Annotated in this window: 8 protein-coding genes and 2 pseudogenes; 4 read left to right on the plus strand and 6 right to left on the minus strand. The window is 70.6% G+C overall.

Annotated features, from left to right (window positions below):
- Positions 1-128: 128 nt before the first annotated feature.
- On the minus strand, positions 129-557 hold the full coding sequence (gene tnpA / locus FPZ41_RS40105; RefSeq protein ID WP_152868973.1) for an IS200/IS605 family transposase: 429 nt from the start codon (positions 555-557) through the stop codon (positions 129-131).
- Positions 558-607: 50 nt separating this feature from the next.
- Here tnpA and FPZ41_RS40110 point away from each other — a divergent pair.
- Positions 608-1707: pseudogene (locus FPZ41_RS40110) on the plus strand (RNA-guided endonuclease InsQ/TnpB family protein).
- Between the two features lie 74 nt (positions 1708-1781).
- Here FPZ41_RS40110 and FPZ41_RS40115 read toward each other — a convergent pair.
- Together FPZ41_RS40115 and FPZ41_RS40120 are read right to left on the minus strand one after the other, a co-directional pair.
- Positions 1782-2114 carry a branched-chain amino acid transporter permease gene (locus tag FPZ41_RS40115; RefSeq protein WP_152868975.1) on the minus strand — a complete coding sequence of 111 codons (333 nt, stop codon included), beginning with the start codon at positions 2112-2114 and terminating at the stop codon, positions 1782-1784.
- Positions 2107-2811: an AzlC family ABC transporter permease gene (locus FPZ41_RS40120; protein WP_322621338.1), complete on the minus strand. Its 705-nt coding sequence runs from the start codon at positions 2809-2811 to the stop codon at positions 2107-2109. Before FPZ41_RS40120 ends, FPZ41_RS40115 begins: the two co-directional genes overlap by 8 nt.
- A gap of 155 nt (positions 2812-2966) precedes the next feature.
- Between FPZ41_RS40120 and FPZ41_RS40125 the strand changes: the two genes are divergently transcribed.
- Entirely contained in the window at positions 2967-3407 is a 441-nt protein-coding gene (locus FPZ41_RS40125; RefSeq protein ID WP_407698882.1) for an Lrp/AsnC family transcriptional regulator, read from the plus strand.
- 156 nt (positions 3408-3563) lie between these two features.
- Here the strand turns inward: FPZ41_RS40125 and FPZ41_RS40130 are convergent, their stop codons facing one another.
- Positions 3564-4361: a S1 family serine peptidase gene (locus tag FPZ41_RS40130; RefSeq protein ID WP_152868979.1), complete on the minus strand. Its 798-nt coding sequence runs from the start codon at positions 4359-4361 to the stop codon at positions 3564-3566.
- Between the two features lie 377 nt (positions 4362-4738).
- Positions 4739-7558, minus strand: coding sequence for an ATP-binding protein (locus FPZ41_RS40135; RefSeq protein ID WP_322621339.1), 2820 nt, complete (start codon positions 7556-7558; stop codon positions 4739-4741).
- A 507-nt stretch (positions 7559-8065) separates the two neighbouring features.
- On the opposite strand from FPZ41_RS40135, the gene FPZ41_RS40140 reads away from it, so the two are divergent.
- Both FPZ41_RS40140 and FPZ41_RS40145 read left to right on the plus strand, forming a co-directional pair.
- Positions 8066-9745, plus strand: coding sequence for an AMP-binding protein (locus FPZ41_RS40140; protein WP_152868980.1), 1680 nt, complete (start codon positions 8066-8068; stop codon positions 9743-9745).
- Between the two features lie 35 nt (positions 9746-9780).
- Positions 9781-11388 (plus strand): AMP-binding protein, encoded by a 1608-nt coding sequence (locus tag FPZ41_RS40145; protein ID WP_152868986.1) that lies wholly within the window; start codon positions 9781-9783, stop codon positions 11386-11388.
- An 18-nt stretch (positions 11389-11406) separates the two neighbouring features.
- Here the strand turns inward: FPZ41_RS40145 and FPZ41_RS40150 are convergent.
- Positions 11407-11824 (minus strand): annotated as a pseudogene (locus FPZ41_RS40150) (hypothetical protein); the annotation flags it as partial.

The following is an 11824-nucleotide window of genomic DNA, read 5'->3' on the forward strand; positions in this document are numbered from 1 at the left end:
GCTTGGGGGTTCTGGGGTTCTGGGGTTCAGCTTGATCTAGCGCGGAACCCCGGGCGTTCACGCCCGGGAGGAAGCGCTTCTCTGGATCGCTCTGACCCGCAGGTGTCCACGGGTCTGCGTTGTTGGCCTCAGTCAGGTCGCTTCTGGTTCTCGATGTACTCCTTGATGATCTCCAGCGGTGCTCCGCCGCACGAGGCGGCGAAGTACGAAGGCGACCAGAAGTGGTCACCCCACAGGTACTTGCGGATATGGGCTGGGAACTCCTGACGGAGCCGCCGGGCGGAGACGCCCTTGAGAGAGCCGACCAGCCGGGACAAGGCGACTTTGGGTGGGTAGTGCACCAACAGGTGGACGTGGTCGCTCTCCCCGTTGAACTCCACCAGCTCGGTGTTGAAGTCCGCGCACACGTCACGCATGACCTCCTCGCAGCGCTGGAGGATCTCATCGGTGAATGGCCCGCGCCGGTACTTGGGTGTGAAGACCAAGTGCGCGTGAAGGGTGTAGACGACTGTTCTGCCCCTGCGAATATTGGGGTTTAGTTCCCAGCGTGGTGACATAGATCAATGCTACGGTCACGCTCGTGAAACTTGTTGTGCAGGTGAAGCTGATGCCGGAGGCTGGGCAGGCCGCCGCGCTTGTGGCGACCCTGCGCACGGTCAACGAGGCCGCGAACTGGGTGTCGGCGGTGGCGTTCGAGCAGGGGGTGCCGCGCGAGTACGAGCTGCGCAGGCACACCTACGCGGAGTTGAAGTCGCGGGGGCTGGGGGCGCAAGCAGCCCAGCACACCATCAAGAAGGTCCGCGACGCTTACACGACGCTCAAGGCCAACATCAAGGCCGGAAACCTCGGCAGACCGGGCTCGAAGCGGCGCAGGAAGGCCGAGTCCAAGCCCATCGCCCTTCGGCCCGAGGCGGCTCAGCCGTACGACGACCGGTGCTTGTCCTGGCAGTACGACGCGCAGACGGTGTCCATCTGGACCACCGCCGGACGCATCCGGGGTGTGCGGTTCGCCTGCTCCGCCGACGGCCTCAAGATGCTCCAGCAGTACCGCAAGGGCGAATCGGATCTGGTCGAACGCGACGGCGTGTTCTATCTGATCGCCACGTGCGAGGTGCCCGAGGCTGAAGAGTACGAGCCCGACGGATTCATCGGCGTCGATCTCGGCATCGTCAACATCGCCACCACGTCGACCGGCTACCAGGCTGCCGGGCGCGGCCTGAACCGGCGCCGCACACACGAGCGTGACCTGCGCGGCAAGCTCCAGAAGAAGAACACCAAGTCCGCCAGAAGGCGGCTCAAGGCCCGTGCCCGCAAAGAGCAGCGGCATGTGAAGAACACCAACCACGTCATCGCGAAAATGATCGTGACCGAGGCTGAACGCACCTCATCCGGCAGAGGGTACGGCTCCGCAAACCCCAACGGGTCACGCTCCACTCCTGGGCCTTCGCCCAGCTCGGAGAGTTCATCGCGTACAAGGCACGCCGCGCAGGCGTGCCCGTGGTTCACATCGACCCCGCCTACACCTCGCAGACGTGCTGCGAGTGCGGGCACGTCGACAAGAAGAACCGGGTCGACCAGGCCCTCTTCATCTGCCGGAACTGCGGGGTCGTTGCCCACGCGGACCGGAACGCTTCCCACAACATCGCTCAACGTGGCGCCGTGGTGTGGAACGCGGGACGTGAGTCACGCGTCCCTGCTACCCCGTAAGGGGTGTCTGGACGGAGGAGTCCACCCAGCAGCCAGCTGGGCACTACCTCCAAGCCCGGTCCTTCAGGAACGGGTCAAGTTGACAGGGTGTTGAGCAGGACGACGTAGACGGCCGTGCCGACGCCGACGCTGAGGATGGTGCGGCGGCCGAAGGCCAGGTGGACGCCGATGGTGACGGCGACGGCGAGCAGCGCGTACCAGGTGCCGTGCGGGTCGGTCGTGATCGTGCCGTGCAGTGCGGTCACGGCGAGGATGGCGAGGATACCGACCGGCATCCACACCGCCAGCCGCCGAACGATCGCCGAGCCGCGCAGCCGGCCGAGCACGGCGAAGGGGACGGCCCGCAGGGCGACGGTGATGGTGAAGACGATCGCCAGGACGGCGACGAGATACGAAGTGCTAGGCATCGGCGGCCTCTTGAGCGGTGCGGCGGGCGGTGACGGTGTGGCGGAGCAGGAGCAGACCGACGAACAGCAGCAGCGCGGTGAACATGGCCGCGCCCGGGGTGAGGACGAGAGCGACGGTGACGCTCACGCCCGCGAGCAGCAGCGACGGCAGCTCCGCACGGGAGCGGAACGCGTCCAGGGTGAGCACGGTGAACAGGGCGCACAGGGCGAACTCCAGGCCCTTGACGGGGGCGGGCAGGGCCGCGCCCAGGGCCACGCCGGCCATTCCGCCGCCGACCCAGTAGATCTCGCAGGCGATCTGCATGGCGAGCAGCCGGGCTGCCGAACGCTCGTGTTCGGGCAGGGAGGCGTTGACGGCGTACGCCTCGTCGATCATCGCGTAGACGGCGTACGCCTTTCCCAGCGGGTGCTTGACCAGGTGCAGTGGGAAGGAGAAGGCGTAGAAGACGTGCCGGAAGTTGACCACGAGCACGGTCAGGGCGACCGCGGCGAGCGGGGTGACCGTGGCCATCATGCCCACGAGCAGCAGCTCCAGGGAGCCCGCGAACGCGGCGAGGGACAGGGCGGGGGCGAGCCACCAGGGCAGTCCGGCCTGGACGATCAGCAGCCCGAGGGCGATACCGAGGGGGAAGATGCCCAGGCCCGCGGAGAAGGAGTCGCGGACGCCCTGGGTCATCCGGGTTCGGCGGTTGGCCACGTCCGGAGCGAGCGGAGTGGCCGGAGTGGCCGAAGTTGCCGGATTTGCCGCCCGGCGGAGTATGTCATGTTCCACGGGGCCATCGTCTCGTGAAAGGCACGACATGTGATTGCGAATATTGCCTGCTCTGGCTGTCGATGTGCAATATTCTCGCTGTGGATGCGATTGACAGGGCAATCATTGCCGAGCTGGAGCGGGACGGGCGGCTGACCAACGTGGAGCTGGCCCAACGGGTGGGGCTGACCACCGGACCGTGTCTGCGCCGGGTTCAGCGGCTGGAGGCCGACGGCGTGATCCGCGGCTACCGGGCGGTGATCGACCCGGTCTCCGTGGGCCGTTCGTTCGAGGTGCTGATCGACCTCAGTCTTGAGGCGCAGGACGCGGAGACGGTCGAGCGCTTCGAGACGACCCTGAGCCAGGCCGACGAGGTCCTTGAGCTGCGCCGCCTGTTCGGCAGCCCCGACTATTTCGTCCGCGTGGCCGTCGCCGATCTGGCGGCCTACGAGACGTTCCTCAGCCAGCGGGTCATGACCATCCCCCGGATCAGGAACGTCACTTCGCACTTCACGATGAAGACGGTCAAGCCGGTGCGGTAGCGGGGACCCGGGTTGTTCGGGGCCCGCGGGCACATGGATGGGGCCTGCGGGGCACATGGATAGGGGGCGCTGCGGACCGCTCGTGGCTGGCCCGCAACGCCCCCTGGCAATCACCTGAGGGGGTGCCTCAGGAGTCCGTGGGCCGACGCCCTTCGGCTACGACTGGACCTGTGCGGTGACCAGGTTCGAGAAGGTCGTCAGCCGGGTGTAGACGCCGGGGTACCGCGCGTCGGCGCAGCCGTAACCCCAGGAAGTGATGCCTGCCAGGACGCCCCCGATCATCAGGGGACCGCCGCTGTCGCCCTGGCAGGTGTCCACGCCGCCGGAGGAGTAACCGGCGCACACCATGTCACTGGCGATGAACTCGGAGCCGTAGGAGCTGGAGCTGCCGCAGGTCGAGTCGGCCACGACCGGCACGGTCGCCGTGCGCAGCTGGTTGGAGGAGGAGCCGCCCGAGGAGGTGGTGCCCCAGCCGAGGATCCGGGCGGTGGTGCCGGCCGCGTACACGGAGGTGTTGGACGCGCTGACGTACGGCGCCGTGGTGTACGGCATCGAGGACGACAGGGTCAGCACGGCCACGTCGCTGCCCGCGGTGGCATCCGTGTAGTTGGGGTGGATCCAGATCCGGCTGACCTGGCTGACCGTGCCGTCGGTGCCGTTGCGGTAGGTGCGGCCGCCCACGACACGCGTGCTGCTGGTGGTTCTGCCGTCCACACAGTGGGCCGCGGTGATCACCTTGGTGGGGGAGACCAGGGTGCCACCACAGAACTGGCTCTGCGAGGCGTTCGTGATCTGCATGACGTACGGGTACGCGCTCGCGGTGGTCGTCGTGCCGCCGACGATGGGGGAGGGGGCGGCTACGGCGGAGGGAGCGCTCAGCAGCGCGGACGCGGCGGCGGCAGCGGCCGCCGCACCGAGCACGGCGGTCTTCTTGGCACGCTTGAACCCGAACAAGTGGGGTCTCCTCTGTGGGGGTTGCCGGTGGGGGCGCGCGGGTGGGGGGATGGTGCACCGGGCCAGGAGTGCGGTCCGGTGTGCCCTGCGGGCGGCACGCCATCAAGCTAGAAGTGGCAACAATCAACCCCCAATGGGGGAACCCCCTAAGGGAGTTGGGGAGGGAAAACCCTCGATGACCCAACGGGAGCGGGCTCGTAGGCTGGCGCCGGGGCAGCTTGCGGGTCCTGGCTCGTACGCCTCAGTTCGGATGTCTCGGCTCGTGTGCCTTGGTTCGTACGTCTCGGCTCGTGTGCCTTGGTTCGTACGTCTCGGTCCGTGCGCGTTGGTTCGTACGTCTCGGCCCGTACGTCTTGGCTCGTACGCCTCGGGGGAGGTCAGTTCGTCCGGTGTCCCGCCGTCAGCCGCACGATGTCCACCCGCGACCGGATGCCCAGCTTCCGGTAGACCCGCGTGAGCGTTGCCTCGACCGTCTTGACGCTGATGAACAGCCGACCGGCGATCTCACGGTTCGTCGCGCCCTCCATGACGAGTTCGGCGACCTGACGCTCCGTCGCGGCGAGGGCGGCGAGTGCGTCCAGAGCAGCCGGAGCCGGGGCGGCGGGCGGCTGCGGCGCGGGGGCGGCCATCGCCTGCTCGGCCTGCCTCAGCCACGGCAGGGCCCGGCAGCGGCGGAAGAGCCGGGTCGCCTCGTCGTACGACGTCGGGCCGGGCCGGGGCGTGCGCAGCCCCGCCAGGGCGTACGCGGCCCGCGCCTCCTCCAGACCGTGTCCCAGCTTGGCCAGCCGGTCCTGCACCGACGTCAACTGCCGTACGGCGGCCTCCTGTTCGCCGCGCGCCGCGCGCACCAGTGCCTCGGACCGGTCGAGCATGGCGAGCACGCTCTCACGCCCCAGCCGCAGTGCGTGTTCCCGCGTGGCGACGATGAAGTCCTGCGCCTCGTCGTACTCGCCCACCCTCACCAACGCCTCCGCCAGGTCGCCGTGCCAGCGCCCACGCGCGGGATCGGTGACCCCGAGGCTCTCCTCCAACTCCCGTACGCGGCGCAGGGACTGGACGGTGCCCGCCGCGTCCCCGGCCACCAGTTGGGCGTACCCGAGGGAGCCCAGGGCGCGGGAGAGGTACATCAGGTCACCGTTCGCCTCGGCGTGCTCCGCCGCCTCCCGGGCCAGCGCGAGCGCACGGTCGACCTCGCCGCCGGAGGCCTCCGCGAGCGCGGTGAGCATGGCGGAGGAGCCCTCGCCGATCCCGGTGTCGCGGGCCAGGCGCAGGCTCTCCCTGGCGAGGTCCAGCGCCCGGCCGCAGTGTCCGGAGCGCAGCTCGGTCTCGGCGAGGTAGCGCAGGAAGTGCACCTCGCTCTCGACCATGCCGCGCCGGCGGACCTCACGCAGCAGCGCGGTGACCGTCTTACGGGCCTCCGGGAGCTGGTCGCTCATGAGCAGCCAGCGGAACCGGGCCGCGCCGGCGCCGTTGTGGTGGCAGGCCACATGGGGGTCCTGCGGCTCCTTCAGCGCGCGCTTGATGGTCGTGGGCGCGTCCGGGTGGCCCATCAGGGTCTCGATATGGGCCTGGAAGGCCAGCGCCAGGAGCTCGGTGCGCCGGTCCCCGGCCCGCTCGGCCAGCTGTGCCGCGTGCGCCGCCTCCTCGTGGCCCTCCGCGAAGTCGCCCTCCACGACCAGCGCCCGCCAGGCCAGTTGGTAGCGGACCAGGGCGAGGAGCCGGGGGTCGTCGCCCGCGTCGGTGAGCGCCTGCGGGTAGGCGGCGTCGACCTCGGCGATGGACTGCCCGGCCGACTCGATCACCGCGATCCAGGCCCGCACCCGGTCGGCGGGCTCGGTGGCCCGGTTCAGCACCTCGCGGGCGATGTCCCGGGCCAGGTCGTTCTCCCCGGCGGTCACGGCGTCCTCGGCCGCCTGCAGGCGCCGCTGGTCCGGCCCCGGCACGGCGTCGGCCGGGGTGTGCCGGGCCGCGAGCAGCCCCAGCTCCGCGGCGACCGAGGGGGCGCCCCGGTCCCGGGCCACGGCCGCGGCCTCCCCGAGCCGCGCGGCGACCGCCGGGTCAGTGCCGGTGGCGGCGAGGGCCAGGTGGCGGGCGCGCTCGATGGGGTCGGAGGCGGCCGTGGACAGTGCGGCGTGGGCGGCACGCCGCTCCTGGGCGCCCGCCTCCGCGTACAGCGCGGCCGAGACGAGGGGGTGCGCGAACCGTACGCCGGGTCCCTCCCGCTCGGGGGCGAGCAGGCCGAGCGCGGCGGCCTGCGCGGTCTCCGCCTCGGCGTCCCGGCGGCCGGCCGCGTGCAGCAGGGCCAGCGTGGGGCGCGCGCCGGTGCTCGCCACGAGCAGGGTGCGGCGGGCCTCCACGGGCAGCATGTCCAGCCGGTTCAGCACCAGCGCCCGCAGCGAGGTCGGCACGGGCAGCGGCTCACCCGGACGCGGTGGGGTCGGGCTCTCGGCGAGGGCACGGCCGAGCTCCAGCGCGAAGAGGGGGTTGCCGCCGCTGGTGCGGTGGATGTCCCGTACGGTCGAGCGGGGCAGACCGGTGTAGCCGCGGTGCCCGAGGAGCTCGGCGACCTGGGCCTTGGTGAGCGGATTGACCCGGATGGCCAGGGTCTCGGGTGGCAACGCGCGTAGATGACGGTCCTGCTCCTGACTCTGCGGGTCCGTCGCGGTGCGTGCGGCGCAGAGCATACGGACCGGCATGCCGCCGAGCCGGCGGGCGGCGAAGCCGAGGAGTTCGGCGCTGGCCGAGTCCAGCCACTGGAGGTCGTCGGCGACGATCAGGACGGGCCCCTTGGCGGCCAGCGCCCGCAGGGCCGACAGCACGGCGAGCCGCAGGGCGAGGCCGTCGCGCTGGAGGGTGGACTCGCCGCGGCCGGTGAGCGCCGACTCCAGGGCGTCGCGCTGCGGGGCGGGCAGCCGGTCGGACACCTCGTCGATGACCAGGCCGAGCAGGTCGGCCAGCGCGAGGAACGGCAGGTGGGACTCCGACTCGGTGGCCGAGCAGCGCAACACGGTTCGCGCCGATTCGGTGTATTCCGCGGCCAATGTCCGCAAAATGGTCGACTTTCCGATGCCGGCGGGTCCGTGCATCAGCACGCTGCCGGCGCGCGCCAGTTGCTCGCGCGCGGCGATGAGTACCTCGTCCCGGCCGACGACCAGGTCGGGGCGCGGTCTGCCAGGCTCCTTGAAGTCCCGTAGCACGGTCCACCGCTCCCCTCTGTGTCACGTCCGGGCCAATATTAGGCAAGGAATCTTTGAATTTCGGACTCACGGTGTGGTGAGGGAAATAACAGGTGGGACGGCACGAGGGCAAGTCGGGCCCAGGGCAGAAAGCAATGCTCTGCCCTTGCGGCTGAGCGACGCGGGGCCCCGGAACCCGGGGCGGGACGCCCCTGCACGGCCCTCGCGAGGCTGCGTCCCCACCGGCCCGACGGGGCAGACCCTGGCCATCGGCCCGACGGGGCAGACCTCGGCCATCGGCCCGATGGGACAGCCCTCGGTCCGGTCCACCGCCCGCTGGACGTATCCCGCTGCGCAGCCACCACCGCTTCGAGGCACGGGGGTGCGCCGAGCCCGCGCATCGCCGAGCGGAGACAACCCGCCACCTGCTCGTCCCTCCTCGGCGGCTCCAAAGCGCCGTTCGGGGGTAGTGAGATCTGCATCACGCATTACACGATGTCAGACGACGTCCGGCAATGAGGAGGACACATGGCGACGACGACGAGCGCCACGGACGGGTTCCGGGCAGCGCGGGACTTCCTGCTGGCGCACCGTGAGGACTACACCACGGCCTACCGGGACTTCGTCTGGCCCCGCCCCGACTACTTCAACTGGGCGCTCGACTGGTTCGACGTGATCGCACGCGGGAACGACCGCACGGCCCTGCACATCGTCGAGGAGGACGGCTCCGAGACCCGTGTCTCCTTCGCCGAGATGTCCCAGCGCTCCGCCCGCACCGCCAACTGGCTGCGCGCCCGCGGCGTACGCCCCGACCACCGCGTCCTCGTCATGCTCGGCAACCAGGTGGAGCTGTGGGAGACCGCCCTGGCCGCGATGAAGCTGGGCGCCGTCGTCATCCCCGCGACACCCCTGCTCGGCACCGCCGACCTCGCGGACCGGGTCGAGCGCGGCCGCGTACGGCACGTCGTCGTCCGCTCCGAGGACACCGGCAAGTTCGACGAGGTGCCCGGCCGCTACACCCGGATCGCGGTGGGCGGAGCGCCGGACGGCTGGCAGCCCTACGAGGAGGCGTACGACGCGTCGCAGGACTTCGCACCTCTCGGCCCCACCAACGCCGGCGACCCGCTGATGCTCTACTTCACCTCGGGCACCACCGCCCACCCGAAGCTCGTGGAGCACACCCATGTGTCGTACCCCGTCGGCCACCTGGCGACCATGTACTGGATCGGCCTCAAGCCCGGCGACGTCCACCTGAACATCTCCTCGCCCGGCTGGGCCAAGCACGCCTGGTCCAACCTCTTCGCCCCCTGGAACGCCGAGGCGACCGTCTTCATCCACAACTACACGCGCTTCGACGCGACCCGGCTGATGGCGGAGATGGACCGCGCGGGCGTCACCACCTTCTGCGCTCCGCCCACCGTGTGGCGCATGCTCATCCAGGCCGATCTCACCGAGCTGCGCACCCCGCCGCGCGAGGCCGTCGCCGCCGGCGAACCCCTCAACCCGGAGGTCATCGAGCAGGTGCGCCGCGCCTGGGGCGTGACCGTCCGGGACGGCTTCGGGCAGACGGAGACGGCCGTGCAGGTCTCCAACAGCCCCGGTCAGGAGCTGAGGGCCGGCTCGATGGGGCGGCCCAGCCCGGGCTTCAAGGTCGTACTCCTCGACCCGGTCTCGGGGGCGCCGGACGCCGACGAGGGCGAGATCGCGCTCGATCTGCACGACCGGCCCGTGGGGGTGATGACCGGCTACCACGGCGACCCGGACCGTACGGCCGAGTCGATGGCCGGCGGCTACTACCGCACCGGCGACATCGGCGCCCGGGACGCCGACGGCTACATCACGTACGTGGGCCGCGCCGACGACGTGTTCAAGGCCTCCGACTACAAGATCTCGCCCTTCGAGCTGGAGAGCGTACTGCTGGAGCACGAAGCCGTGGCGGAGGCGGCGGTGGTGCCCGCACCGGACGAGCTGCGGCTGGCGGTGCCGAAGGCGTACATCGTGACCGCCGAAGGCTGGGAGCCGGGCCCGGACACCGCCAAGGTCCTCTTCGAGCACTCACGCGAGAGCCTCGCGCCCTACAAGCGCGTCCGCCGTCTGGAGTTCGCGCCGCTCCCGAAGACCGTGTCGGGCAAGATCCGCCGTATCGAGCTGCGCGAGGCCACGGCCGCGGGCTCGGACGCCGAGTACCGCGAGGAGGACTTCCGGTGAGCGGCTCCCGGGGCACCGACTCCCCGACGGTCGGCCTGAGTTACACGCACGGCACGAGCGAGACTCCCCTCCTCGGCGACACCGTCGGCGCCAACCTCGACCGTGCGATCGCCGCGTACCCCGACCGCGACGCACTCGTCGACGTACCGTCGGGACGCCGCTGGACGTATGCCGAGTTCGGTGCCGCCGTCGACGAGGTGGCGCGCGGGCTGCTCGCGAAGGGGGTCCGCAAGGGCGACCGGGTCGGCATCTGGGCGGTCAACTGCCCCGAGTGGGTCCTGGTCCAGTACGCCACCGCGCGCATCGGCGCGATCATGGTGAACATCAACCCCGCCTACCGCGCCCACGAGCTGGAGTACGTCCTCAAACAGGCCGGGATCTCCCTGCTCGTCGCCTCGCTCGTGCACAAGGACAGCGACTACCGGGCGCTGGTCGACCGGGTCCGCGAGAAGTGCCCGCAGCTGCGCGAGACGGTCTACATCGGCGACCCGTCGTGGGAGCGGCTGACGGCGGCCGCGGCATCGGTCCCGCCCGAGCGACTGACGTCCATCGCCGCCGGGTTGAGCTGCGACGACCCGGTCAACATCCAGTACACGTCGGGCACGACGGGCTTCCCGAAGGGCGCCACCCTCTCCCACCACAACATCCTCAACAACGGCTACTGGGTGGGCCGTACGATCGGCTACACCGAGCAGGACCGCGTGTGCCTTCCCGTGCCCTTCTACCACTGCTTCGGCATGGTCATGGGAAACCTGGGGGCCACATCCCAGGGGGCCTGCATCGTCATCCCGGCGCCGTCCTTCGACCCGGCGGCCACCCTGAACGCGGTGCGGCGGGAACGGTGCACGTCGCTGTACGGCGTCCCGACGATGTTCATCGCGGAACTGGGCCTCCCCGACTTCACGGCGTACGACCTGTCGTCGCTGAGGACCGGCATCATGGCGGGCTCGCCCTGCCCGGTGGAGGTGATGAAGCGGGTGGTCACCGAGATGCACATGGAGCAGGTCTCCATCTGCTACGGCATGACGGAGACCTCGCCGGTCTCGCTCCAGACACGCATGGACGACGACCTCGAACACCGCACCGGCACGGTCGGCCGGGTCCTGCCGCACATCGAGGTGAAGGTCATCGACCCGGTGAGCGGCGTGACCCAGCCGCGCGGCACCGCGGGCGAGCTGTGCACCCGCGGCTACAGCGTGATGCTCGGCTACTGGGACGAGCCCGAGAAGACCGCGGAGGCCGTCGACCCGGGGCGCTGGATGCACACGGGGGACCTGGCCGTGATGCGAGAGGACGGGTACGTCGAGATCGTCGGCCGCATCAAGGACATGATCATCCGGGGCGGGGAGAACGTCTACCCGCGCGAGATCGAGGAGTTCCTGTACGCCCACCCGAAGATCGCCGACGTACAGGTGGTGGGCGTGCCGCACGAGCGGTACGGCGAGGAGGTGCTCGCCTGCGTGATCCCGCGCGACCCGGCCGACCCGCTGACCCTGGAGGAGCTCCGGGCCTTCTGCGACGACCAGTTGGCCCACTACAAGATCCCGAGCCGGCTGGAGGTGCTGGGGGCCTTTCCGATGACGGTGTCGGGGAAGGTACGGAAGGTCGAGCTGCGGGAGAGGTACGCGGGGCGGGCGGAGTAGCGGGCCCCTGACAGGAGCTCAGGCGCCGGTCGCGATCAGCTCACGCGCGGGACCGTTCACCGGCCGGGGCGTCCCCGTGAGGTCGAGGACGAAGAGCGGGACACCGAGACTGTCGGCACGGCCGCGCGCCTCGGGCGCGAACCCTGCGAGCGAGAAGTACAGGCAGACAGCCGACTCCGTCATGGCCGTCAGCCACAGACACTCGACGTCACGCAGTGAGGCGGGGCGGACCGTCGGGTCCACCTGGGCGAGCACGCCCCGCGCGGCCAGCCCGATCCCCGAGGGCGGCCGCTGGTCCGCCCGGCGCACGTCCCGGTACCCGAGCCACCGGAGGTAGAGCGCGGCCGCCGTCACGGCATCCCGCGCCGTACGGATCGTGACGGGTTGGAAGGCGGGCCGGGACGGCGACGGCGAGGGCACGCGGCCGGGGTCGGGG

The sequence above is a fragment of the Streptomyces acidicola genome (assembly GCF_009377235.1).
GTDB lineage: Bacteria > Actinomycetota > Actinomycetes > Streptomycetales > Streptomycetaceae > Streptomyces > Streptomyces acidicola.

Excerpts from the sequence above, each read along its gene's own strand:
- tnpA (WP_152868973.1), bottom strand. The coding sequence starts at position 557 with ATGTCACCACGCTGGGAACTAAACCCCAATATTCGCAGGGGCAGAACA.
- FPZ41_RS40140 (WP_152868980.1), top strand. The coding sequence starts at position 8,066 with ATGGCGACGACGACGAGCGCCACGGACGGGTTCCGGGCAGCGCGGGAC.
- FPZ41_RS40115 (WP_152868975.1), bottom strand. The coding sequence starts at position 2,114 with ATGCCTAGCACTTCGTATCTCGTCGCCGTCCTGGCGATCGTCTTCACC.